The following is a 24,080-nucleotide window of genomic DNA, read 5'->3' as shown; positions in this document are numbered from 1 at the left end:
ATGGGGTCAGACCCTTAAATTCCCTTTGGGGTCTGACCCCAAACGAGCTCAAACGAGCTCTTCAGAGGCGGCTCATCAGCGCATCGGTCTGGTCGAGGGCATCCAGGTAGCACTGCTGCAGCCGGTCGGTGCTGGCCGTGGCGCCGCCGTCGGCGACCTGGTGCTCGTGCTCCTCGCAGAGGGTCAGCAGGGCGCCGAGGTGGCCCTCGCGGTCGGTCAGGGCCCGGGCGACGGCGGCGGGCAGCGGCAGCTCCGCGAGCAGGGCGTCCTGGGCCTCGTCGAGCAGCGGGCCCATCATCGAGAAGAGCCCGGTGGCGAAGGCGTTCTCGGGATCGATGTTGCTGAAGGGCGTGGCCAGGTTGCGGCACATGAAGGCGCGGATCAGTGCCATGCGCACCTTGAGCTTCGACGATGGCAGATCGCTGGCCAGCGACAGCGTCATCACCAGCCGGCGCAGCTCGTTGAGGCCGATGACCTGCATGGCCCGCTTGAGATCGCTCTGCCGTGCGCCCTGGCCGAACTGGCTGGAGTTGGCCCGGCGCAGGATCGCCACATGGAGGTGGGGCATCTGGATCAGCAGTTCGAAGAGGCGGTGCAGGTCGGCATCCTCGCGGTAGAGCTCGTTGACCAGGCGCAGCTGGGCCGCGCGGTTGCCGTGACGGCCGCGGGGCCGGGCGGCGTAGAAGGCCGGCTCGGCCAGGTAGCGGCCGTCGAAGTAGTGGCAGTCGAGGGCGCGGAAGTGCTCGAGCCGCTCGGGATCGCGGATCTCCTCGGCCAGCAGCCGGGCGCCGCGCTGGCGATGGGCACGCAACTGGTCGCCGTCGAGCTCGTCGGGGCGACGCAGGCGGATCAGGTCGACCAGCGGGGCGAACGCCCGACCGTCGCCCTGCAGGCTGGAGGCGGGCATCAGCAGCCGATAGCCGCGCTCGCGTAGCTGCTCGAGGGTGCCCACCAGCGCGGGCGTCAGGAACAGGGCGCGCGGCAGGCCGATGATCACCTGCCGGGCCGGCGAGGGCAGCAGGTCGGCGCGCTCCAGCCACTCGGCGGGCAGGTCGATGATCAGCTCCCGGGGGCCGAGCCGCTTGCCCTCATCCAGCTCGTAGATGGCGGTGGCCAGGGCCCGGGCGGTGGCGGCGACCGGGTCGTCGAGGCCCTCGCCGTGATGGCGGTAGAGCAGGCGGTCGGCGACATGGCGGTAATCGGCGTCGTGGATGGGCTGCAGCGCGATGGCGAAGGCGTCGGCTTCCCTCTGTCCTGACATGGTATGGCTCCCTGCGACATGATGCCTGCCGTGTGTCGTGATCGTGGTGGGGCTGGCCCGGTGACCGGCAGGCGATGTAACAAAGAGTATCATTGCGCCCCGTCGCTTGTCCGCGGTCGGGCGCCCCGACTAAAGCCCGGCCCGTGGCGGCCGATATCCCTATCAAGCCTCCCCTTACCGGCAAGGAGCCGCGCATGAACCCGTCGACGCTCATCGGTATCTTCGTCAGCTGCGTGCTGCTGGCCAGCGTCCTGCTCTTCACCGCCGAGTCGCCCCAGAGCTTCCTCAACCTCCCCGGCCTGGCCATCGTGCTGGCCGGCACCATGGCCGCCACCTTCATCAGCTATCCGCTCAAGGAGGTGGTGCGGGTGGTCCGCCTGGTGGGGCTGGTGTTCCGCCGCGAGAATACCTATACCCGCGACGACATCAAGGAGCTGGTGGACATGTCGCGGCTGTGGTTCAAGGGCGACGTGCGTGCCGTGGAGGAGGCCCTGGAGCACACCCGCAACCCCTTCCTGCGTACCGGTATCCAACTGGTGATCGCCAATACCCGGGAGCAGGAGATCTTCGACCTGCTGCGCTGGCGCATCGCCCGGCTCAAGGCCCGGGAGCAGGCCGAGGCACAGATCTTCCGCACCATGGCCACCTATGCCCCGGCGTTCGGCATGATCGGTACCCTGGTGGGGCTGGTCAACATGCTCGAGGTGATGGAGGCCGGGGACCTGCACGTGATCGGCCCGCGCATGGCGGTGGCCCTGCTGACCACCTTCTACGGCATCCTGCTCGCCAACCTGGTGTTCAAGCCCATCGCGGTGAAGCTCGAGCGACGCACCGAGGAGCGGCTGATCGCCATGAACATGGTGCTGGAGGGGATCTCGCTGATCACCAAGCGCCGCCTGCCCTCCTTCATCGAGGAAACCCTCAACTCCTTCGTGGCCAACTACCATGACGAGATCCGCGAGCCCGGCAGGCCGCGGCCGGGCGGCGGCGAGGCCGGCCAACATGCTTGACCGGCACGCCCGGGAGTCGCTGCTGCCGGAGGCGTCGGGCGGCGACGATGGCGAAGGCTGGCTGGTGAGCTACCTCGACGTGCTCACCCTGCTGATCACGCTGTTCGTGCTGCTGCTGTCGCTGGCCGGCAACGGCCTGAGGGTCACCGGCAGCGAGCACGGCGGCGAGGCGAGGCGACAGGTGTCGCCGCGGGCCGAGTCGGCCGCCCTCGCGCTGGCCGGCGGCCCGGGGGCGATGTCGGGGTCGACGGCATCGGGGCTCAAGCCGCGCCACGAGGGCCTCAAGCCGCGTTTCCGTGGCCTCGAGATCGAGGGGGTCAGCGTCGCCGAGGGGAATCGGGGCGTCACCCTGCGCATCGACGACAACCTGCTGTTCTCCAGTGGCCAGGCGGAACTCACCACCGGCGGCCGCGAGATCCTGCGGGGCCTGGTCGCCACCCTGGCCGACTTCGATGGCCAGGTCTCGGTGGAGGGGCATACCGACGCTATTCCCATCACCACGGCACGCTTCCCCTCGAACTGGGAGCTCTCCACCGGGCGGGCCATCGCCGTATTGCGTTACCTTGCCGAACAGGGGGTGCCGCCGGCGCGGCTGCGGGCCATCGGCTATGCCGACACCCGGCCGCTCGAAAGCAACGCCAGTGCCGAGGGGCGGGCCGCCAACCGACGGGTGGAGCTGCTACTCAAGCAGGGCTGATGACAGAGACGAGGAGAGAGCATGAGCCGCTCTGCCCGGGCTGGGGACAGGGCGGGTCAGTCGATCAGCCCCAGGAAGGGAAGCAGGGAAAGGGCCAGGATGCCCAGGGCCGCGGCGGTGAGCAGCAGCACCCGGAAGGGGTGGTGCAGCAGGCGGCGCCACAGGGTGGGGGCCTGGCCGCGGGCGTCGAGCTCGTGGTGCTCGCGCCGCATCCGTTCCCCCAGCGCCTGCTGGTAGCGGTCGATCACCTCGCGGGCCGCCTCCCGCTGGGCTTCGTCGCGCAGCCAGATCGCCGCGACCCCCAGTCCCCAGAAGCCGGCGCGGGTCTCGTAGGTATCGAAGCCGTGTTCGTCGAGCAGCCGGCGTACCTCCTCGGCCTCCTCGTCGGGCACGTTGTTCAGCCGAAACAGCAGTACCGTCACGATCGCTCTCCCGGCGCCGATGGAAGCTGGGTGCCCATTATGCCACGGGGGCGTCGCCCAGCGGGGTGATGCTCGCCGGCAGCAACGGCGGGCGGTCCCGGTGCCGGTTCAACGGTCGTCCCTCCAGGGCGGTGAGCAGGATCTGCAACGGATCGCCGTGGCTCACCAGCAGGATCGTCATGCCGGTGACGGTACGCTCCAGCTCCTCGATCACCGCCTGCATCCGCGCGGCCACCGTGGCCACCGGCTCGACGCCATGGGTCCGGTGGGCCGGGTCCCGCTCGTCCAGCGCCCAGACCTCAAGGTAGCGGTCGGCGGAACGGGACTCGAACTCGCCGAAGTGGCGCTCGCGCAGGCGCGGCTCGGGGCTGGGCGAGAGGCCGAAATGCTCGGCCACCCGGCCAGCGGTCTGGGTGGTGCGCAGGAAGTCCGAGTGGAGGACGAGGGTGGGGGCGGGCCAGGCCCAGTCGTCGACGAGCCGGGCGAGCTGCGCCTCGCCCTCGGCAGAGAGACCGTAGTCGGCCAGGCCGTGGCGTGGGTCGCTGATGATCAGGCCCTGCTCGTTGGCCCGACTATGGCCGTGGCGCATCAGCAGGTAGCGGTTGCGCCAGGCCCCGCGAGCGTTGAGGAAATCGGTTGGCATGCTATCGTCACAACACTTGGATTGAGTTCGTTATATCAACAACATCTCATATTATCCATATGGGGTTCGGTTTCGCTCAGTGTTTCTCTCTTCCCATGATAACTGCAAGTCGAAGCGAGACCCGCCATGATCAGGCTCCAGGACCCGGGAAGCACCGCACCGGCAAGGGTCTGACCGCTACCCTGGCCGGTGTGTCGTACCCGGGGGAGGAAATCTCGTTCGTGATGGGCGCTCATGCTGGCATAATGGGGGCCTGCCATGGAGGGATATCCGCGAGGAAGGGAGGCTCGAGTTTCCGGCCCGGCGGGCCGATACGCCGTGATGCACCAGAGGGCCACCGGGCCCCGTCGTGCAGGGCGAGCACGAATCGGGGGCATGTGCGGCAATGACGACACGGGATGGCGGGGTATCGAGGCAGGGCGCTAGGCGGCGACGCTGGTCCCGCTGGCAGGCCATTGCCAAACGGCAGCGGGAGCTGGCCCGCCGCCAGGGCCAGGAGGCCCAGTTGCGCATTGCCGCCATGGCCTTCGAGACCCACCTGGGCATGTTCATCACCGATGCCGAGGGGCGGATCCTGCAGATCAACGCGACCTTCCGACAGATCACCGGCTACGCCGCCGAGGAGATCGTCGGCCACAGCCCGCGTATCCTCAACTCCGGACGCCATGATGACCTCTTCTACCAGCGCATGTGGCATGCCATCGGCGACAAGGGGAGCTGGCAGGGTGAGGTCTGGAATCGTCGTCGCAACGGCGAGATCCATCCCCAGTGGCTGACCATCAGCGCGGTGAAGGACGAGCAGGGGCGGGTCACCAACTACGTGGCCACCCTGAGCGACATCACCGAGCGCAAGGCCGCCGAGGAGGAGATCCATCAGCTGGCCTTCTATGATCCCCTGACCAGCCTGCCCAATCGACGGTTGCTGGTCGATCGGCTGGAGTCGGCATTGAAGGATAGCCGGCGCAGCGGCGAGTACGGGGCGGTGATGTTCATCGACCTGGACAACTTCAAGACCATCAACGACAGCCTGGGGCATCATCGCGGCGACGAGCTGCTGCTGATCATCGCCGAGCGACTCACCGCCATCACCCGCGAGACCGACACCATCGCCCGCCTGGGCGGCGACGAGTTCGTGGTGATGCTGCACGACCTGGGCCTGGAGGCCGACGAGGCCGCCATGGTGGCCGAGCGGGTGGGCGAGAAGCTGCTGGCGAGCCTGGTGGCGCCCTGCATGCTGGGCGAGATGCGCTGCCAGGTGAGCGGCAGCATCGGCATCACCTTGTTCACCGACGGCCATGCCACGGTGAACGATATCCTCCAGCAGGCCGATCTGGCCATGTACCAGGCCAAGGCGGCGGGGCGACACGCCCTGTGCTTCTTCGACCCGGCCATGCAGGCCAGGGTGATGGAGCGGGCCAGCCTCGAGGCCGACCTGCGACAGGCCCTCGCCGATGGCCTGCTGCGGCTCTTCTATCAGGTCCAGGTCGATGGCGAGGGGCAGATCACCGGCGTCGAGGCGCTGCTGCGCTGGGAGCACCCCGAGCGGGGCCTGGTGTCGCCGGGGGTGTTCATTCCCGTCGCCGAGGAGAACGGCCTGATCGTGCCGATGGGGTTCTGGGTGCTGGAGACCGCCTGCCGGCAGCTCGCCAAGTGGGCCGCGACGCCGGCCACCGAGCACCTGACCATGGCGGTGAACGTCAGCCGCGACCAGTTCCGGGCGCCGGACTTCGTCGACCGGCTCGAGCGGATCCTCGCCGCCACCGGGGCGCGGCCCGAGCGACTCAAGCTGGAGCTGACCGAGACCCTCTTCCTGGAAGACAGCGAGGACACCCGGTACAAGATGCAGCGACTCAAGTCGCTGGGCATCGGCTTCGCCCTGGATGACTTCGGCACCGGCTACTCGTCGCTGGCCTACCTCAAGCGGCTGCCGCTGGACCAGCTGAAGATCGACCAGTCCTTCGTGCGCGACCTGCTCGATGACCCCACCGATGCCACCATCGTCACCACCATCATCACCCTGGCCCGCAGCCTGGAACTCGAGGTGATCGCCGAGGGGGTGGAGAGCGAGGCCCACCGGCACTGGCTGGCCGCGCAGGGCTGCCGGGCCTTCCAGGGCTACCTGTTCGGCCGTCCGGTCTCCGTCGAGGAGCTGTCGTTGACGGCGCACCCTCGGCCGGTGGCTGGCCTTGAGGCCCCTCGGCCCTAGTCCATGCTTGGGGGAGCCGGCGCCGTCACGGCGGGCAGGGCTAGCCGTCGAGTCCCTTCGCGTTGGGGGAGGCAGCCTCGCAGCGGCGCAACATCCGGTCAATCGCCGCGTCGGCACCGTCGAGGTCGAAGGTCATGAACCAGGGGTCGTCCTCGGCTCGCATCAGGCGCAGGTGCAGGGTCTCGCCGCTGCGCATCTCCTCGAGCAGCAGCGGCTGCTCCTCCAGGAAGAAGTGTACGTAGAAGCCGCTGTCGCCGCGCTCGATGACGAACTCGGCCCGGCCGCTGTGGATGGTCTCGTGGTCGACCCGCAGGTCGGCGGGTACCCGGTTGACCGTGCGGTCCTCGGCCTGGTGCTCGTCGAGTTCGACCCGCAGCTCCAGCCAGGGAAGGTCGCAGACCCCCGGCGTCACGTTGACGCTGAGCAGGGAATCGCTGTAGCTCTGCCCTTCCATGGCGCGGAAGTGGCGCTCCTCGCCCAGCGTCAGGGTCAACGAGTGCCAGGCACCATGGGCCTCGACGTTGCCGGTGTTGAAGGTGGTGGCCTGGACCGGGGCGGCCAGGCCCAGCGCGAGCAGCAGGGCGGGCAGCAGGCGAGCGAGGCGGGTGACCGGCGATGACATCGGCAGCAGCATCCTGGGTGGCGTGGAGACGAACCCCGGATGCTAGCAGAGCCCGCTGGGGCTGTCCCGGTGGGCGTTTCGGCGTGAGGATGGGCTCAATGGCGCCCGTGTCCCGACGTGCCCGGCATTGCGCGGCTGCCGAGGTCGGCGAGCAGTGCCAGGTCGATCTCCTCGAAGGCCAGCACCCGGCCGCCGTGGGTGTCGCGGAAGGCCTCGGCATGCCGGCGCTTGCGGAACGAGGCCAGGGTGTGCCCCATGCTGCCGCGGCGTTCGTGCTCGACCACGTACCAGGCCTCGCTGGCCGGGATGAAGGCCTCGTCGTCCGGCGTGGCCCAGGGCGCGGCAGCCACGTCATGCACATAGGCGTGGGAGAGGCGGGTCTCGTTCTCCGGCTGCAGCAGGAAGGCGAACAGCTCGGTGGTGGAGCAGAACTTGCGCGGCGCCGTGTCGCGGTCGAGGTAGGCCTGCCCCTTGGGCCCGGGGAACTCCTCGATCAGCATGCCGCAGACATGGCAGCTGTCGCCGTCGCCGATGGGCTGGGCCGACGCCAGGGCGGCGCCGTCGGGCTCGCTGCCGCAGCCGGCCAGCAGCAGTGACAGGACCAGCAGCGGCGCGGCGGGGAAGGGACGTATCATGGGCAGACTCCTGTAAGAAACGAGGCCGGGGTTCAGGCCGTGTGGTGACGGAAGCGCAGGATGGCCAGCCCCAGGGGGGCGGCGATCCAGCCGACCAGCACCAGCAGCAGCCAGCCGACCTGGAAGGCGCCGCCCTGGGCGATGGCGGTGACGCCGGTGTGGGCCTGGGCGGCATCGAAGCCGACCATGTTGATCAGCCGGAAGCCGTCGGTGGGGTTGAGCAGCAGCAGCCAGGGCAGCCAGTCGGCGCCGCTGTCCACGCTGACCAGCAGCGCCAGCAGCCCCAGGTCGAAGACCAGTACGAACAGGAACCACACGCCCAGCGCCAGGCCGGCGGCTCGCGCCTTCTCGCCGACCCAGACGCTGATCAGGTAGGCGAAGGCGAGGAACACCCAGCCCAGCAGCACGCTGCTGAGAATCAGCCGGCCCAGGCTGGCGGCGAGCTCGCGGAGATCGACGCCCTCGGCGCCGACGGCGATCACCCCCCCGGCAATGCCGAAGCCCAGCGCCGTGGCTGCGCCGAGGATCAGGCCGTGGCCGAGGAACTTGCCGAGAAGCAGCGCTGTGCGACTCAGCGGGTAGGTGAGCAGCAGCAGCAGGGTGCCGGCCTCCTGTTCGCCGACCACGGCATCAAAGGCCAGCAGCAGGGCGATCAGCGGGATCAGGAACACCGCCAGGGTCGACAGGCTGACCAGGGTGGTGGCCAGCGAGGTGAAGCCCAGGCCGCCGCTGGCGGCGGCGCCGAACCAGGCGATGCCCACCGCCAGGGCGGCCAGGATCAGGGCGATGGCCAGCACCCAGCGGTTGCGCAGGCCGTCCTGGAACTCCTTGCGGGCGACGATCAGGGTGGCGTTCATGGGGCGTCTCCCGATGCCTGGGGGCTGGCCCCCGTGGAGAAGTGGGCGTAGAGATGCTCGAGGGTCGGCGGCAGCACCTCGATATCCTCGACGCCCGGCGTGGCGCTCAGGCGGCGCAGCGCCGTCATCTTGGCAGCGGGGTGCACGCCGAGCTCCAGGGCCCGGCCGTTGAGGTGGCGCGGCGTGACGTCCGCGTCGTCCCAGCCCCGGGACCAGTCGACCCCGGGCCAGCGTCCCCGGGCGCGGATGGTCAGCGGCAGCGCGGCCTCATGGCGCAGCTCGTCGAGGCTACCCAGGGCCAGGCGGCGCCCGGCACCGAGGATCAGGGCGCGGTCGATGTAGGGTTCGACGCCGGGCAGGACGTGGGACGACAGCAGCACCGTGCAGCCGCCCTCGCGCAGCTCGCTCACCGTCTCGTAGAAGTCGCGGGTGGCGGCGGGGTCGAGCCCGGTGGTGGGTTCGTCGAGCAGCAGCAGCCGGGGCTCGCCGAGCAGCGCCTGGGCCAGGCCGAGGCGCTGGCGCATGCCCTTGGAGTAGGTCCTGACCCGGCGGCGCGCGGCCTCGCCGAGGCCGACCCGCGCGAGCAGGGCGTCGACCTGGCGCCGGCCGACCCGCTTGAGCCGGGCGAAATAGGTCAGCACCTCGCGGCCGGTCAGCTGCTCGTAGAAGCTGACGTTCTCGGGCAGGTAGCCCAGCCGGCGGCGCAGGGTCTCGGCGTGGGGGCCGTCGGGGGCGCCGCCGAGCACCGAGAGGGTGCCGGCACTGGGCGAGAGCAGCCCCAGGAACAGCTTCATGGTGGTGGTCTTGCCGGCCCCGTTGTGGCCGAGCAGGGCCAGCACCTCACCCTCCTGCACCTGGAGGTCCAGGCCGTCGAGGCGGGTGAGGGGACCGTGGCGCAGGGTCAGGCCGCGGCAGTCGATCACCGGGTTCATGGGCGGAGGCCTCCAAGGTCGGGGGCGCGCATCAGGGGGGCGCTGTCGCGCACGCCCTGGGCGCGGAAGATGGGAAACTGGCGCTGTACCCAGCGCAGTGCCACCACGGCGGGACTGCTCATCAGCAGCCGGGCGGCAGGGTAGCGCCACAGCAGCCGGTCCACGGCATCGTTGGGTTCGAAGGCGGTGTCACCGATGCCGTCACCGGCCAGGTCCCAGCCCAGGTAGTCGCTCCAGTAGTTGCCGCGGCCGTCCGCCGACCACTCCTGGGGGCGGGTGGCCACGTACATCACCTGCTGGCGGTTGGCGACGAAGGCGTTGCCCACCAGCACGTTGTCCTCGGAGCCGGCGGTGAGATGGATGCCGATATCGCTGTTGGTGAAGCGGTTGGCCTCGAAGTGGTTGAACTGCGAGTTGTAGATGAAGATCGCCTTGCCTTCACCGCCGCTGACCAAGCCCTGGCCCGCGGCATCCAGCGGTTGCCGGATCCCCTCGACGCGGTTGCCGCGCAACCGTGAGTCGGTGATGTTGTTCATCAGGATGCCGTAGTTCTCGTCGTTCACCGAACGGTTGTCGAGGACCGTGAGCCGCTTGGACTGCATCAGGGCGTAGCCGGTACGGGTGTTGCGGGTGACGTTGCCCTCCAGGCGATTGTCGAAGGCGTACATGTAGTGCACGCCGTAGCGCAGCTCCTCCAGGCGGTTGCCGCGCAGGATGCTGTGGCGACTGGTGTCGATATAGATGCCGTCGCGGGTCCGGCGGATGTCGTTGCCGGCCACCAGGACCTCCTCGACGTTGAAGAGGTGGATGCCGTTGCCGCGATCCTGCGAGCGCCGGCCGGCGTCGCCGCGAATGCGGTTGTCGAGGACCCGCACCCCGCGCACGGCGTCCAGCCGGATGCCGAAACCGGGGCCCTGCAGGTCGTTGTCGCGGATCACGCTGCCGGTGGCGCTGCGGTCGACGAAGATGCCGGCGTCCATGGCGGTGAGGTCATCGCCCCAGTTCTCGATTCGCAGGCCTTCCATCAGGATGTCGGGGGCGGCCAGGGTCACGGCATGCCCCTGGGCGCCGCCATCGATCACGGCGCCGCTTTCGGCCACGACGGACAGGGAGCGGTCGATCGTCAGCGGGCCGGGATAGCGGCCCGCGGGCAGTATCAGGCGATCGCCATCGCCGGCCCGTTCGACCAGCGGCTGCAATGATTCGCCCGGGCTGGCCGTCCAGTCGGCGGCCAGCAGTGCCCCCGGCGGCCACAGCAGCCAGGCGGCAAGAATCAAGGTCAGGACGCCGAGAATCGGTCGTCGGGTCATGGGTGTCTCCGGGTGACGGAGCCGGGCATCCGCCCGGCCCCGGTGGGCCGTCAGGCCTTCTCGACCAGCATGCGGCCGGTCATCTCCATGTGCATGGCGTGGCAGAACCAGTTGCAGTAGTACCAGTGCACCCCGGGCTTGTCGGCGATGAAGGTGACGCTGGCGGTCTGCTGGGGGGCGATCTCCATCTGGGCGCCATGGTTGACCATGCAGAAGCCGTGGGTCAGGTCCTCGACCTGGTCGAGGTTGGTGATCACCACGGTGACCTCGTCGCCCTGCTTGACCTTGAACTCGGTGAGCCCGAAGTTCGGTGCCACCGAGGTCATGTAGACGCGGACCCGATTGCCGTCACGGATGACCTTGCTGTCGCGCTCCAGGGTGATGCCGTCGGCCTCGGCCATGGCCACGGTCTCGGCGAAGTAGGGGTCGTCACGGCTCCATATCCGGCTCGGCGAGAGCTGGTCGGCGCGCACCAGGATGCAGTCGTGGGGTTCGGCGTAGGTGGGGCCGTCATGCACCAGGCGCATCTCCTCGCCGGAGATGTCGATCAATTGGTCGTTCTCCGGGTGCAGCGGGCCCACCGGCAGGAAGCGGTCCTTGGAGAACTTGGAGAGCACCACCAGCCACTTGCCGTCGGCATCCCGCGATTCGGTGAGGCTGGCGTGGTTGTGGCCGGGCTGATAGTGGACGTCGAGCTTCTGGCGCAGGTAGTTGACCTCCTCGCCGTTGTAGGCGCGGATGGCGTCCTCGATGTTCCACTTGGCCACCTGGCTGTCGATGAACAGGGTCGTATAGGCGTTGCCGCGGCCGTCGAAGGTGGTATGCAGCGGCCCGAGGCCCAGTTCCGGCTCGGCGACCACGGCGTCGCGCGGCTCGATGGCGTCGTCGAACAGCTCGGGCAGCCGGTCGATGGCGATCACCGTACAGGTCGGCGAGAGCTTGCCGTTGGCGATGAAGTACTTGCCGTCCGGCGAGGTATTCAGGCCGTGGGGGTTCTTGGGTACCGGGATGTAGCGGGTCAGCGCCGAGCCCTTGCGCCCGTCGAGCACCGGCACCGGGGCGTCGCCCAGGGCCTCGTACTCGCCGGCGGCCACGGCGGCCTCGATCGCCTCGACATCGAACACCACCACCCAGTCACGCTCGGCGCGCATGGTGTCGGCGAGCGTCATGCCCTTTTCCGAGTTGTAACAGGTGGCGGCGACGAAGCGACCGGTGTAGTCGGCATCGGTGTTGTCCAGGTTGCCGTCGACGATCACCTGCCAGGCCACCTCCATGCTCTCGGCATCCACGGCATTGAACATGGTCCAGTAGTTGTCGGGGTTCTCCAGGTCGCGGCCGTCGTTGATCTGCGGGATCGGCAGTTCGGCGTTGCAGAACACGTACTTGGTGTGGGGAACCTTCTGCAGGCGCAGCCCGTGGATGGCCTGGACGTTGGGAATGGTGGTGATCCTGTCCGTCTTCATGATGTCGAGACGGATGCGCGCCACTCGGGTATTGGCCTTGTCGTTGATGAACAGGTACTTGCCATCGTAGCGGCCGTCGGTCATCGAGATGTGCGGGTGGTGGGAGTCGCCGTTGAGGAAGCGCGACGAGTCGCCCAGGACGCGCTTCGACTCGTTGCTGATGCCGTAGCCGGTGGCGCTGTCGGTATTGAAGACCGGGATGCGCATCAGTTCGCGCATCGAGGGTACGCCCAGCACGCGCACCTCGCCGGAGTGGCCGCCACTCCAGAAACCGTAGTACTCGTCGAGCTCGCCGGGGGCTATGGCGGCGTCGCCGGTGGCGGCGGCCCGGGCCGGCCGACTGCCGATCAGGGCACCCGCGCCGAAGCCGCCGGCCAGCCCGGCACCGGCGACTCCCGTCACGGCGCTGTTGCGCAGGAAGTGGCGGCGGCCGAGGTTCTGGATCGTGTCCTTCTTGTCACTCATGGTTCATTCCTCGTTGTGAGTGGGAATGCGTTGCAGGCTGGCCTTGCTGCCACGGGCAGCAGTGGCCGGGAAGGTCGCGACGGCCGTGCCTCCCGAGGACACCCGGGCCGCCTTCTCGAAGCGCTTGCGGCGCTTGATCATGGGCGGGCACCGCCGGTCGTCGTGATAGGTCACCTGGCAGTCGAGACAGTAGTGGCACTCGTTGGCATTGATGCGGCCGTCGGGGTGGATGGCGCCCACTTCGCACTCGTTGGCGCAGATCTGGCAGGGCGTGCCGCAGCTGCCGCGGTGACGCTTGAGCCAGTCGAACAGGCGCAGGCGGGCGGGGATGGCCAGGCCGGCCCCCAGTGGGCAGACATAGCGGCAGTAGGCCTTGTGGTTGACCGCCGAGATCGCCACCAGCGCCACGGCATAAAGCAAGAAGCCCCAGTCGCGCTGGAAGCGCAGGGTGATGGCGGTCTTGAAGGGCTCCACCTCGGCATAGCGCTCGGCGGTGCCCAACGAGTGCAGCGAGACGGCGAACAGCGCCAGCAGGATGATGTACTTGATCGCCCACAGCCGTTCGTGGAGGCCGAAGGGCACCTCGAGCTGCTGCACGCCGAGCTTGCGCGCGACCTGGTTGACCAGGTCCTGCAGGGCGCCGAACGGGCACAGCCAGCCGCAGAACACCCCGCGCCCCCACAGCAGCAGGGTCACCGCGACGAACGACCAGAGGATGAACAGCAGCGGGTCGATCAGGAACGACTCCCAGCTGAAGCCGCTGATCAACGAGTTGGTGAAGGTCAGGATATTGACCACCGACAGCTGGGCCAGCGAATACCAGCCGATGAACCCCAGGGTGTAGACCAGAAAGCCCAGCCGAAGCGGACGCAGGATCTTCGGATGACGCGCCAGCACGTCCTGGAACAGCATGATCACCGTCAGCACCAGCAGGCCGGCGGCCAGCACGGCGATCTGGAAGGCCTTGTCGCGCCACACCTGGACCCATAGCGGCTCCTCCACCGGCGGTTCCGGGCGTGTGATGTAGGCCTCCGGTACGCTGTAGTCGGCGCTGAAGCGGGTGAACTCGGTGTCCAGCGGGCCCGAGGCACGGCGCACCAGCAGTTCCAGCTGCCAGGGCCGGCCGGGATCGAAGGCGGCATCGTTGCGAACGATGAAGATGTCGCGCTCGTCGAACGACGGCGCTCCCTCGATACCCAGGCTGCCCAGGCGGCTGTGGTCGCTGTCGTGGAAGCTGACGGTGGTGTTGCCCTGGGACAGCTCGAGGCGGTCGAAGATGCCGCCGCGCACATAGCCCGAGCCCTTGAAGGAGTAGTCGCCGCGAGCCATGACGGCGATGGCGTGCTCGTCCTCGTCGAGCCCGGCCATGAGCTGCTCGTAGGCGGTGTCGCCGAGCAGGTTGCGGCCGGCCGTCGGCGGGTTCAGGTAGGTGTAGAACAGCTCGATGAAGGTCTTGTCGGCCGGTTCGGGCGTGCGCAGGTAGTCCTCGGCGGGCGTGCCGACGAAGGCCTCGTCGATCTCGCCATGGGTCAGGTGCCGTCGGCGAATGGTGCCGTCGCCGGTGAGGGTCTCCCAGTCGGCGGGCTCGAAGACCTCGGGCAGGACCCGGGCCGGCGGCGTGGCCGAGGGATCGGCGATCAGTCCCTGTTCGGCGGCCACCCGGCGAGCGGTACGCATGATGGTCTCGTTGACCACGATGACCGTGACGGTGGCACCGGAGATGGCGTCGAGGTTGTCGCCGATCTTGAGGCGGTCATTCACATGATGGGGCACATGGGCATCCGCGAAGCCTGCCAGCCGGTGTTCGGGGATGCCGACCAGCATGATCGGCTCCTCGTGGCCGAGGATGCTGGCCAGGCGGATCCTGCCCTCGAGATCGATGCCCACCAGCAGGTTCACGGGCTTGCCGGAGTAGGCGGGGATCGGCGCGATGTCCACCGTCTCGAAGACATAGCCGAGCAGGCGGTCATCGGCATGAACGGCCGACGTCGGGAGCTCGCCCTCGGCACCGACCAGGCGGGTCGCCTCGGGGAAGCCCGGCCTCACCTGCTCGAGCTCGATGGCCTGTGCGGTCGGCATGGCGACGAGCAGCAGCAGGCCGAGCAGCCAGGTGAGGGCCAGGGAGGTGAGGGTGCGCCGGGTGGACATGGGGCGGTCCTTGTTTCCGTACCTGTGGCGTGGTGCCTGCGGGAGGGCAGCGTTTCGTCAACAGGCACATGAAATGAATCTTTTGCAATTGGCTCTATCATGCCAGCTGGCCCATGGGCTCGAATTGACATGGGTCATGTCGCCGGGGACGTGGATCAAGCCTGTGGGAGTAACCCCAATGAGGTAGGAGCGTCGAAATCGAAGACGCGGGGGGAGGGTGTGAGGGTAGGGGGCTTCAAGAGAGAAGAACGACGGGGCGCCATGCCGCGAATGCCGCATGACGCCTCGTCACATCGGCGGTTGGTCCTGCCGGGCCTGCTGGGTGGCTCGGTGTCAGAGGACCGGCTCGAGCATGAAGTCGACCGCCGCCTTGACCTCCTCGTCACTCAGGTTCATCTGCCCACCCTTGGGCGGCATGGCCTGGAAGCCGTTGATGGCGTGGTCGTAGAGGGTCTCCATGCCCTTCTCCAGGCGAGGCGCCCAGGCCTCCTCGTCGTCCTTGATGGGCGCGCCGGCGGCGCCGGTCATGTGGCAGGCCATGCAGGCCTGGTTGTAGATCGCCTCGCCGTCGGGCTCCGCCTGGGCGAAGGCCGAGAATGCCAGGGCGGCAATGCCGGTGAGGGTGGCGGCGGCCAGTCTTTTCATAACCAATCTCCATGACGCGTTCTTGCCGGCTTGAAGAGACCCGGGGTTCCGGGCCGAAGGGTCCCATGGTGCCAGTGGGCCGATGGTGGGGTACTGACCTGTGTCAGCATAAGCCCGCCTCAGCGCACCAGCCATGTTCACGACGCCGGTTCGATACGCAGCAACTGGGCGAGCTCGGGACGCTGTGGCCCCAGCATGTCGGCCAGGGTGTACTGGTCGAGCACGTCGAGAAAGGCCTTCAGGGCCTCGGCCAGGATCGGCTTGAGGCGACACGCCGGAGTGATCAGGCACTCGTTATGGTCGCCGAAGCACTCCACCAGCTGCAGGTCGTGCTCGGTATCGCGGACCAGGGCGCCGAGGGTGATCGTTTCCGGTGCCTTCTTGAGCAGCAGGCCACCGTTCTTGCCGCGAATGGCCGTGATGTAGCCCTTGTGGCTGAGCTCCTGCACCACCTTCATCAGGTGATTGTGAGAGACCTCGAAGCGCTCGGCGATCTCCTGGATCGTGGAGCGTTCCTCGCCCTTGACGGCCAGGAAGATCAGCACGCGCAGCGAGTAGTCGGTAAAGCGAGTCAGGTGCATGGCAGGATCCGGCGCCTCGTGGCTGGGTAGCGGTCGATAACGATGGGTCAACGTCTGTTCAGTTTACCAGTTCCCGAGTGCCCATGGCGGGCAGGGGTGCGGCATCGGGTCGCATCAGCACGAGGCGCCCACTCCACAGCAGAAGCAGGTCGCGGCCGTCAGGGCCAGCCCGCTCCAGGCGAGTCGTGAAACCACCCTGGTCGGCCGTATGGTGCCCTTCGGGCGATATCATAAAATGTAATTTACATGAATGTTAAGGGAGGTTGTCAACGCTTGATCTCCTCATGCCCTCCCTCCTTTGACCTGGGTCAGCTACCTCTTGAAGGGTACCGACGCCGCGGATGGCGGATGGCATACTTCCCTCATTCGGCGGGGCCCGCGGGCCCTGCCCCCGTTCTTGCTTGAATACAGGCTTCAAGAGGCCGCTTCACGACATGCCACAGGATCTCCCGTTCAACCGCCCCCTGGTGGAGAAGTACGACCGCCCGGGGCCGCGCTACACCTCCTACCCCACGGCGCCCCAGTTCCATGCGGCCTTCGCCGAGGATGACTACCGCGCGGCGGCGGAGCGCAGCAACCGGGCCGAGTCGCCCAAGCCGCTGTCGGTCTACGTGCACATCCCGTTCTGCAAGAGCCTGTGCTACTACTGCGCCTGCAACAAGATCATCACCCACAACACCGAGCGGGCCGCCGAGTACCTCGAGTGGCTCAAGCAGGAGATCCGGGTCCAGGCCGCGCTGTTCGACGCCTCGCGGCGCATGACCCAGCTGCACCTGGGCGGCGGCACCCCCACCTACCTGAGCAACGCCCAGCTGGGCGAGCTGATGGAGGCACTGGACGCGGCCTTCCACTTCGCGCCACCGGAAGCGCGCGAGTTCTCCCTGGAGGTGGATCCGCGCACCGTCACCCCCGAGCAGATCCATGAGCTGCGTGCCCTGGGCTTCAACCGCCTGAGCTTCGGCGTGCAGGACTTCGATGCTGACGTCCAGCAGGCCGTCAATCGCATCCAGAGCGAGGAGCAGGTGGTGGCCCTGGTGCAGGCGGCCCGCGAGGCCGGCTTCCAGTCGGTCAGCGTCGACCTGATCTATGGCCTGCCGCTGCAGACGGTGGCGAGCTTTGACGTCACCCTGGACAAGATCATCGCCCTGCGGCCCGACCGCATCGCCGCCTACAGCTATGCCCACCTGCCCGAGCTGTTCAAGGCCCAGCGGCTGATCCGCCCCGAGGACATGCCGCCCCCGGAGCGCAAGCTGGAATTGCTGGAGCTGACCATCCGCCGGCTGTCCGCGGCCGGCTATGTCTATATCGGCATGGACCACTTCGCCCTGCCCGAGGACGAGCTCTCCCTGGCGCGCGAGAACGGCACCCTGCAGCGCAACTTCCAGGGCTACTCGACCCACGCCGACTGCGACCTGATTGGCCTGGGCATCACCTCCATCGGCAAGGTCGGTGACAGCTACAGCCAGAACGTCAAGGAGACCGCCCAGTACCAGCACCGCCTGGCGGAGGGCCGGCTGCCGGTGATGCGCGGCTATCGCCTCAACGACGACGACCGCCTGCGTCGCGACGTGATCAACGCCCTGATGTGCCACGGCCGCATCGACTTCGCCACGATCGAGGCCGCCCACGGCATCGTCTTCCGCGACTACTTCGCCGACGCCCTCGCCGAACTCGAGGAGATGGCCGCCGACGGCCTGCTGGCGATCCGCGAGGGCGAGATCGAGGTGCTGCCCGCCGGGCGACTGATGATGCGCAATGCCGCCATGGCCTTCGATGCCTATCTGGCACGCAGCGCGGGGCGCTATTCCCGCACGGTCTGATCAGGCGATTCACGCTGCCCTGGCCGCCTGCCGGGGCAACTGGGCGGCGGCCGCGCGGCGGCTCGCCATGGACCCGAGCAACCTGCACAAGCTGGCCCGCCGGCCGGGCATCAAGCGCTGACGACAGCGGTAGGCCGTCGCAGCGTTGATGGTCAAGCTCAACGACATCTTGTGCTTTCTGCGGTCGAATGATCTATATATGGTATCGGGCCGTGCGAGTGGTCGCACCGGCCAGGGCTTGATGCATGTCAGTACGAACGTCTTTCATGACGCCTAGGATGAGCGGTTCGGCGGCCCCGGCCGCATCGACGTCACCAGGAGAGTTAGCATGTCCCTGCCTTTCCCGTCCCTGTCACTGCCGCGCCCACCCGCCCCGAGCCGCCTGATCCGTGCCCTCGACCCGAGGGTGCCCATCGCCGTCAAGCGTTGCCTGGTGGAGCCGTTGCTCAATCGCACCTTCGCCGAGCCGCTGGCGGAAGGCGAGTTCGATGCCCTCGAGGGGCGCCGGGTCAGCCTGGCCGTCGACGACCTGGGGGTGGTGCTGACCCTGGGGCTCGAGGCGGGCCGCCTGGTGCTCTGCCGCGGGGCCGGCGAGGCGACCATCCACGGCGGCTGGCGCGAGTTCCTCTGCCTGGCCACCCGTCGCGAGGACCCCGATGCCCTGTTCTTCCAGCGTCGCCTGCTGATCGAGGGCGACACCGAGCTGGGCCTGACGGTCAAGAACCTGCTCGACGGCCGCGAGGAGGGCCTGGCCCAGGGTCGCCTGGGCGAATGGCTGCTGCGACTCGAGCGGTTGGCGCATCGCGATCACTGACCCCGTTATCCTAGACTTCTCTGGAGACCCTGAATGAGCACTTCCGCCAAGGCCGTCAAGACATCCAACGAGGTACCGATGCAGGTTCCCTCCCGTGATATCTGGGATTCCAAGTACCGGCTCAAGGATCGCCACGGGCGCCCGGTGGACAAGGACGTGGCGGCCACCTGGGAGCGGGTGGCCCGCGCCCTGGCCGCGGTGGAGGGCGACCAGGCCGACGAGTGGCTGCCGAAGTTCCGCTGGGCGCTGGAGAACGGCGCCATTCCGGCCGGGCGGATCATGTCCAACGCCGGCGCCGACGACTACAAGCCGGCGGTGAGCCTGATCAATTGCACGGTGTCGCGCACCATCCGCGACTCCATGCACGACATCCTCTCCGCGGTGGTGGATGCCGGCATGACGTTAAAAAGCGGAGCGGGAATCGGCTATGACTTTTCCACCCTGCGCCACAGGGGCGCCTTCGTGTTCGGCGCCGGGGCCGGCACCAACGGCCCGCTGGCGTTCATGGATATCTACGACAAGATGTGCTTCACGGTGGCCTCCGCCGGCGGGCGCCGCGGCGCCCAGATGGCCACCTTCGACGTGGGCCATCCCGACGTCCGCCAGTTCATCGAGGCCAAGCGCGAGGCCGGCCGGCTGCGCCAGTTCAACCTGAGCCTGCTGATCACCGACGAGTTCATGGAGGCGGTCAGGAGCGACGCCGACTGGCCGCTGGCCTTCCCGCTGCACCCCGGCGAGAAGGAGGACGTGGGCCCCGACGAGCTCATCTATCGCGACTGGCCGGTGATCGAGGAGGGCTACACCCTCGACGACGAGGGGCGCGTGGCCTGCCGCATCGTCGAGGTGATCAAGGCCCGAGAGCTGTGGAACACCATCATGCGCTCGACCTACGACTTCGCCGAGCCGGGCTTCATCCTGATCGACCAGGTCAACCGCATGAACAACAACTGGTTCTGCGAGGAGATCCGCGCGACCAACCCCTGTGGCGAACAGCCATTGCCGCCCGAGGGCGCCTGCCTGCTGGGGTCGGTGAACCTGACCCGCTTCGTCATCGAGCCCTTCGGCAAGACGCCGCGCTTCGACTGGGAGCGCTACCGCAAGGTGGTGGCGATCTTCACCCGCATGCTCGACAACGTGGTGGAGATCAGCAGCCTGCCGCTCGCCGGCCAGCGTCGCGAGATCGAGGCCAAGCGGCGCCACGGCATGGGCTTTCTGGGGCTGGGTTCGACCCTGACCATGCTCAAGATTCCCTACGGCTCGCCGGAGTCGCTGGCCTTCACCGAGGAGGTGAGCAAGGTGATGGCGGTGGAGGGCTGGAAACAGGCCCTCGAGCTCTCCCGCGAGAAGGGCATGGCGCCGATACTGGCCGATGACTTCGAGATCACCCCGAAGATGCTGCGCGAACGCCCCGAGCTGGCCAAGGACGGTTACGAGGTGGGCGACAAGGTGCCGGGCCGCCTGCTGCATGCCCGCTACAGCCGCTACATGCAGAAGATCGCCGAGGTGGAGCCGGAACTGGTCGCCGCACTCTCCGAGCACGGCGCACGCTTCACCCACCATTCGTCCATCGCACCGACCGGCACCATCTCGCTGTCCCTGGGCAACAACGCCTCCAACGGCATCGAGCCATCGTTCTCGCACCGTTACTTCCGCAACGTCATCCAGGCGGGCAAGAAGACCAAGGAGCAAGTGGAAGTGTGCTCCTTCGAGTTGGCCGCCTACCGCCACTTCATCGCCGCCGACGCGGTGGAGAGCGATCTGCCCGACTACTTCATCACCGCCGATGCGGTGTCCCCGAAGCAGCACGTGGCGGTGCAGGCGGCGGCCCAGGCCTGGGTCGATTCGGCGATCTCCAAGACGGTGAACGTGCCCACCGACTTTGCCTTCGACGACTTCAAGGGCCTCTACCTCGACGCTTACGACAGCCAGCTCAAGGGCTGCACCACCTTCCGCTTCAACCCCGAGGCCTTCCAGGGCGTGCTGGTGCGCGAGGAGGACCTCAAGAACACCACCTACGTCTTCGAGCTGGAGAACGGCGAGACCCTGGAGCTCAAGGGCGACGAGAAGGTGATCTACGACGGCGAGGAGCACAACGCGGCGAACCTCTATGACGCCTTGAAAGAGGGCACCTATGGCAAGTGGTAAGCCAGGCTTATGCCGGATCAGCCCCGAGCGATGGAAGCATTGCGCCACCCAACAACTTTCCGGAGGAGCCCGCTGATGGCCGTCGAAATCACCTCGAAGATCGTCTCCTACAGCGTCAAGAAGGCGGTCGAGGAAGCGCCGCCGCTCGCCGACGAGAACCCGCTCACGGTGCGCATCCCGTCGCGTCCCGAGGGCACCCTGGAGGCCGTGTCGGAGAAGATCTCCTATGTCGGCGCCGAGGGCCGCAAGAAGGTCTACCTGCTGGTCTCCTTCATGCCGGTGGAGGGCGTGCTGGGCGGCAAGCGGGTGGTGATCGAGCGCCCGGTGGAGTTCTTCTTCCCCTCCGGCCAGCTCTCCAGCGAGCACCAGTGGATCACCGCCACCATGCGCAGCCTGTCGCTGGCCGCCCGCGGCGGCTACGTCACCCAGGCGGTGGCCGACCTGCGCAAGGTGGCCTGGGACAAGGGCCTGGTGCGCTGCGGCATGAACCGCTGGGGCAAGCCGATGTTCCACGACTCCGAGGTCGCGGCCATCGCCTGGTCGATCCAGCAGATCCTCTACCGCCGCGGCTTCCTCGACATCGACGGCAACCAGGTGCCGGTGGAGGACCTGGCCAGCCGCTACGCCCAGCGGCTGGCCAGCGGCCATGCCTGGCAGCCGCCGACCCCCGAGGAGATCGCCCACGCCGAGCGCGAGGCCCACGACAAGAGCGGCAAGCCCACCGTGGTCGGGTACTGCCCCGAGTGCAACGGCGAGCTGATCATGATGGACGGCTGCCCCACCTGCTACGCCGGCTGCGGCTGGTCGAAGTGCGGCTAAGGCCTCGGCCAGCGCGTGGCTCAGTCGATTTGGTTCGGGGCGTGACCTACGAGTCGGCACGGGTCACCGCGAGGATAGTCGGGGGTGAGAAACAGGCGTCCCTCGATGCCCTCGGCTGTCGCCGCGCGGCGGATGGCCGGTCGGCCTTCCAGCCGCCTCAACAGCTGGACGAGATGGGGGTACTCGTCCCGGGCGATGCCACCGAGGGGGGCGTCGAGGGGGTAGAGCTGCATCCAGCGAATCAGGCAGGCCAGGTAGGGGTCGAGCACGCTGGGGCCGCTCGGTAGCAACCCCGCTCCCTGGCCATGGGCGGCCACGGCCTCGAGCAGTTGCAGATGCTGCTGAATGCGGCGACTCAGCATATCTCTAAGGTGCGGGATCTCCGCCTTGCCTTCGGCATAGCGCCAGGTGTAGAAGCGCAGCCGCAGGTCGGCGTGCAGGGTGTTGGAGAGGAAGAACAGCCAGGCCAGGAAGGCCCCTCGTTGCGCCGGATCCGTGATCGCAAGGCTGGCATGCCGCTCGCACAGGTGCAGCAGGATGGCCCCGGTCTCGAACAGGGGGACCCCGCTGGTCTCGTCCACCAGGACCGGTAGCAGCCCCTGGGGATTCAGGGCACGAAAGGCCGGATCGTCGAGGCCACCCCTGGCGCGGTCGATGCGCACGTCGCGGTAGCGGGCGCCCACCTCCTCCAGCACCATGCGGATCACCAGGTTGGCGCTGTCCGGTGAGTAGAACAGCCGGTAAGACGGGGCCTGTCCTTCGCTGGAATGGGACATGACGGTATCTCCGACGCCTTTTCCTCTCGATGGACCCAATAGCATAGGTGCGGTCCCGGCGCCCCGCCGGCGTGGCCCCCTTGCCGCTGGCTAGCCGCGCAGCTCGATATGCGCGAAGTGGGGCCGCAGCCGCCGGACCAGGGTCTCCAGGGTCTCCCGGGAGGGGGCATCGGCCACCGGCCGGCAGTAGTCGGGATCACGGCAGCGCTCGAGGCGGGCCAGCTGGATGGCGTAGTGGCGCACGCCGCAGTCGGCCAGGGTATAGGCCAGTCGCTCCAGGGCCTCGAGGCTGAAGTCGCGCCAGTGCACCGTGGTGCGGCACTCGAAGGGGGTATCGCCCTCCAGCAGCAGCGAGAGGCTCCGGGCGTGGCGTTGCCAGATCCGCTCGCGGCCGGCGATGCGGTCGAAGTCGGCACCGCGCCCCTTGGTGTCCAGCGCCACCCAATCGAGTTGTGGCAGCAGGGCCTCGAGCCGCTCGGGATAGGGGCCGGCGGTGTGCAGCCCCACCGCCAGGCCCAGCGCCCGACAGGCCTCGGCGGCGGCCGGCAGGTCGGCGTGCAGGGTCGGCTCGCCGCCGCTGAACACCACCGCATCGATCTGACCGCTGCCGGCGGCCAGCAGGGCCTGGAGGCCCTCCCACTCGCCGGGCTCGCCGCGGCGCGGGGTGGACATCTCGCCGGTTTCGCAGTAGCCGCACTGTAGCGGGCAGCCCTGCAGATAGACCACGGCGGCACGCCGGCCCGGAAAGGCTCGGGTGTCCAGGGCGGTGAAACCTGCTACCGGCAGGCGGATCGCCGGGGGCGACTCGGGGGCGAGGGGGATGATCCGGGCGCTCATATGACGTTCCCCGCTCGGCTGTGGTCCATGCCCGGGCGGCCGTGCCAGTAGCCGTCGCAGATCTCGGCGGCCTGGTCCACGGCGTGCTTCAGGGCGGGCAGGTTGCCGGCGGGGCAGACGAGCTCCATGGCGGACTCCTCTCGATGAAAACCCCACCATGCTAGTCGACCATTCGCCGGCGGCCTTGACGCGGGTCATGGCGAGGCGGGTTCGGGCGGCCGGCGGTGGCTCAGCGGCGCAGGATCAGGCTCTCGAAGGCGGGCCGCAGGCTCTCGACGAGCGCGTCCAGGGCCGCCATGCCCGGGGCGCCCGGGACCGGTGCGGCGTAGGCGCCGTCGAGGCTCTGCCCGGGGCGGGCGATCTGCAGCGCATAGCGGGTCACGCCGCACTCGGCCAGGCTCAGTGCCAGCCGCTTCACCGCCGCCAGGTCGAAATCGCGCCAGTGCACGGTGGTGCGGCACTCCAGGTCCACCCCGTTCGCCAGCAGCAGGGCCAGGCTGCGCCCGTGTGCCGCCTGGAGGCCGGGGCGGCCGCAGATCCGGTCGAAGGCCTCGGCGTCGCCCTTGACGTCCAGCCCCACCCAGTCGAGCCAGGGCAGCAGCTCGGCCAGGCGATGGGGGTAGACCCCGGCGGTGTGGAGCCCGACCTTGAAGCCCATGGCGCTGGCCTGGGCGATGGCCGCGGGCAGGTCGGGGTGCTGGGTCGGCTCGCCGCCGCTGAACACCACGGCCTCGAGCAGGCTGCGGCGACGCGCCAGGAAGTCGCGGACCGCCTGCCACTCCTGCGGATCGCCGCGTCGCGGGGCGAGCATCTGAGGGTTGTGGCAATAGCCGCAGCGCAGCGGGCAGCCCTGCAGGAAGACCACGCAGGCCAGGTGGCCCGGGTAGTCGAGGGTGGTCATGGGCGTCAGGCCGGCCACGGGCAGGTGGAGGCGGGAGCTGGGCATGGCGAGGTGTCCGGGCCGGGCATCCG

24 protein-coding genes are annotated in these 24,080 nt (G+C 68.4%); 8 read left to right on the top strand and 16 right to left on the bottom strand.

Annotation, left to right across the window (positions count from 1 at the left end):
* Positions 1–61: 61 nt before the first annotated feature.
* Positions 62–1,261: an EAL and HDOD domain-containing protein gene (locus CR157_RS14535; RefSeq protein ID WP_110284247.1), complete on the bottom strand. Its 1,200-nt coding sequence runs from the start codon at positions 1,259–1,261 to the stop codon at positions 62–64.
* Between the two features lie 194 nt (positions 1,262–1,455).
* Between CR157_RS14535 and CR157_RS14530 the strand changes: the two genes are divergently transcribed.
* Together CR157_RS14530 and CR157_RS14525 are read left to right on the top strand one after the other, a co-directional pair.
* Positions 1,456–2,271 (top strand): motility protein A, encoded by an 816-nt coding sequence (locus CR157_RS14530; protein ID WP_110284246.1) that lies wholly within the window; start codon positions 1,456–1,458, stop codon positions 2,269–2,271.
* A complete protein-coding gene (locus tag CR157_RS14525) occupies positions 2,264–2,968 on the top strand; it encodes an OmpA/MotB family protein (RefSeq protein ID WP_110284245.1) in 705 nt (234 codons plus the stop codon). Before CR157_RS14530 ends, CR157_RS14525 begins: the two co-directional genes overlap by 8 nt.
* Before the next feature lie 56 nt (positions 2,969–3,024).
* Here the strand turns inward: CR157_RS14525 and CR157_RS14520 are convergent, their stop codons facing one another.
* Together CR157_RS14520 and CR157_RS14515 are read right to left on the bottom strand one after the other, a co-directional pair.
* A complete protein-coding gene (locus tag CR157_RS14520; RefSeq protein WP_110284244.1) occupies positions 3,025–3,390 on the bottom strand; it encodes a DUF6164 family protein in 366 nt (121 codons plus the stop codon).
* 37 nt (positions 3,391–3,427) lie between these two features.
* Entirely contained in the window at positions 3,428–4,033 is a 606-nt protein-coding gene (locus CR157_RS14515) for a histidine phosphatase family protein (RefSeq protein WP_258364182.1), read from the bottom strand.
* 385 nt (positions 4,034–4,418) lie between these two features.
* Here CR157_RS14515 and CR157_RS14510 point away from each other — a divergent pair, with 385 nt between their 5' ends.
* Positions 4,419–6,239 carry a putative bifunctional diguanylate cyclase/phosphodiesterase gene (locus CR157_RS14510; RefSeq protein ID WP_110284243.1) on the top strand — a complete coding sequence of 607 codons (1,821 nt, stop codon included), beginning with the start codon at positions 4,419–4,421 and terminating at the stop codon, positions 6,237–6,239.
* A gap of 40 nt (positions 6,240–6,279) precedes the next feature.
* Here CR157_RS14510 and CR157_RS14505 read toward each other — a convergent pair whose 3' ends face one another.
* The 9 genes from CR157_RS14505 to CR157_RS14465 all read right to left on the bottom strand — a co-directional run bounded on the left by CR157_RS14505 (position 6,280) and on the right by CR157_RS14465 (position 15,897).
* Positions 6,280–6,861 carry a hypothetical protein gene (locus CR157_RS14505; protein ID WP_110284242.1) on the bottom strand — a complete coding sequence of 194 codons (582 nt, stop codon included), beginning with the start codon at positions 6,859–6,861 and terminating at the stop codon, positions 6,280–6,282.
* Between the two features lie 95 nt (positions 6,862–6,956).
* Positions 6,957–7,496 (bottom strand): nitrous oxide reductase accessory protein NosL, encoded by a 540-nt coding sequence (locus CR157_RS14500; RefSeq protein WP_110284241.1) that lies wholly within the window; start codon positions 7,494–7,496, stop codon positions 6,957–6,959.
* 32 nt (positions 7,497–7,528) lie between these two features.
* Positions 7,529–8,353, bottom strand: coding sequence for an ABC transporter permease (locus CR157_RS14495; protein WP_110284240.1), 825 nt, complete (start codon positions 8,351–8,353; stop codon positions 7,529–7,531).
* Positions 8,350–9,285, bottom strand: a complete 936-nt coding sequence (locus CR157_RS14490; protein WP_110284239.1) for an ABC transporter ATP-binding protein — start codon at positions 9,283–9,285, stop codon at positions 8,350–8,352. The genes CR157_RS14495 and CR157_RS14490 overlap by 4 nt, the downstream gene beginning before the upstream one ends.
* The gene (locus CR157_RS14485) at positions 9,282–10,595 is read right to left on the bottom strand and encodes a nitrous oxide reductase family maturation protein NosD (protein ID WP_110284238.1); all 1,314 of its coding nucleotides are present in this window, start codon (positions 10,593–10,595) and stop codon (positions 9,282–9,284) included. Before CR157_RS14485 ends, CR157_RS14490 begins: the two co-directional genes overlap by 4 nt.
* A gap of 50 nt (positions 10,596–10,645) precedes the next feature.
* Positions 10,646–12,523: a TAT-dependent nitrous-oxide reductase gene (nosZ, locus tag CR157_RS14480; RefSeq protein ID WP_110284237.1), complete on the bottom strand. Its 1,878-nt coding sequence runs from the start codon at positions 12,521–12,523 to the stop codon at positions 10,646–10,648.
* Positions 12,524–12,526: 3 nt separating this feature from the next.
* On the bottom strand, positions 12,527–14,671 hold the full coding sequence (nosR, locus tag CR157_RS14475) for a transcriptional regulator NosR (RefSeq protein ID WP_110284236.1): 2,145 nt from the start codon (positions 14,669–14,671) through the stop codon (positions 12,527–12,529).
* A 333-nt stretch (positions 14,672–15,004) separates the two neighbouring features.
* Entirely contained in the window at positions 15,005–15,316 is a 312-nt protein-coding gene (locus CR157_RS14470; RefSeq protein ID WP_240567768.1) for a c-type cytochrome, read from the bottom strand.
* Positions 15,317–15,453: 137 nt separating this feature from the next.
* Positions 15,454–15,897, bottom strand: a complete 444-nt coding sequence (locus tag CR157_RS14465) for an Rrf2 family transcriptional regulator (RefSeq protein WP_110284234.1) — start codon at positions 15,895–15,897, stop codon at positions 15,454–15,456.
* A 434-nt stretch (positions 15,898–16,331) separates the two neighbouring features.
* On the opposite strand from CR157_RS14465, the gene hemN reads away from it, so the two are divergent.
* The 5 genes from hemN to CR157_RS14440 all read left to right on the top strand — a co-directional run bounded on the left by hemN (position 16,332) and on the right by CR157_RS14440 (position 21,495).
* Positions 16,332–17,717, top strand: a complete 1,386-nt coding sequence (gene hemN, locus CR157_RS14460; protein ID WP_110284233.1) for an oxygen-independent coproporphyrinogen III oxidase — start codon at positions 16,332–16,334, stop codon at positions 17,715–17,717.
* Positions 17,653–17,838 (top strand): helix-turn-helix domain-containing protein, encoded by a 186-nt coding sequence (locus CR157_RS14455; RefSeq protein WP_110284232.1) that lies wholly within the window; start codon positions 17,653–17,655, stop codon positions 17,836–17,838. The genes hemN and CR157_RS14455 overlap by 65 nt, the downstream gene beginning before the upstream one ends.
* A gap of 207 nt (positions 17,839–18,045) precedes the next feature.
* Entirely contained in the window at positions 18,046–18,531 is a 486-nt protein-coding gene (gene ubiT, locus CR157_RS14450; RefSeq protein ID WP_110284231.1) for a ubiquinone anaerobic biosynthesis accessory factor UbiT, read from the top strand.
* Positions 18,532–18,564: 33 nt separating this feature from the next.
* The gene (locus CR157_RS14445) at positions 18,565–20,676 is read left to right on the top strand and encodes an adenosylcobalamin-dependent ribonucleoside-diphosphate reductase (RefSeq protein WP_110284230.1); all 2,112 of its coding nucleotides are present in this window, start codon (positions 18,565–18,567) and stop codon (positions 20,674–20,676) included.
* A 75-nt stretch (positions 20,677–20,751) separates the two neighbouring features.
* A complete protein-coding gene (locus CR157_RS14440) occupies positions 20,752–21,495 on the top strand; it encodes a ribonucleoside-diphosphate reductase (RefSeq protein ID WP_110284229.1) in 744 nt (247 codons plus the stop codon).
* Between the two features lie 20 nt (positions 21,496–21,515).
* Here CR157_RS14440 and CR157_RS14435 read toward each other — a convergent pair whose 3' ends face one another.
* The 4 genes from CR157_RS14435 to CR157_RS14425 form a co-directional block, all read right to left on the bottom strand.
* Positions 21,516–22,271, bottom strand: a complete 756-nt coding sequence (locus CR157_RS14435) for a glutathione S-transferase family protein (protein WP_110284228.1) — start codon at positions 22,269–22,271, stop codon at positions 21,516–21,518.
* Positions 22,272–22,361: 90 nt separating this feature from the next.
* Positions 22,362–23,108 (bottom strand): anaerobic ribonucleoside-triphosphate reductase activating protein, encoded by a 747-nt coding sequence (locus CR157_RS14430; protein ID WP_110284227.1) that lies wholly within the window; start codon positions 23,106–23,108, stop codon positions 22,362–22,364.
* Positions 23,105–23,236 carry a hypothetical protein gene (locus CR157_RS23075; protein ID WP_258364181.1) on the bottom strand — a complete coding sequence of 44 codons (132 nt, stop codon included), beginning with the start codon at positions 23,234–23,236 and terminating at the stop codon, positions 23,105–23,107. The genes CR157_RS14430 and CR157_RS23075 overlap by 4 nt, the downstream gene beginning before the upstream one ends.
* Before the next feature lie 101 nt (positions 23,237–23,337).
* Positions 23,338–24,054 (bottom strand): anaerobic ribonucleoside-triphosphate reductase activating protein, encoded by a 717-nt coding sequence (locus CR157_RS14425; RefSeq protein WP_110284226.1) that lies wholly within the window; start codon positions 24,052–24,054, stop codon positions 23,338–23,340.
* Between the last annotated feature and the right edge of the window lie 26 nt (positions 24,055–24,080).

The organism is Halomonas sp. LBP4, assembly GCF_003202205.1.
Classification (GTDB): Bacteria; Pseudomonadota; Gammaproteobacteria; order Pseudomonadales; family Halomonadaceae; genus Halomonas; species Halomonas flagellata.
This window is presented reverse-complemented; position numbering and strand designations above follow the sequence as displayed.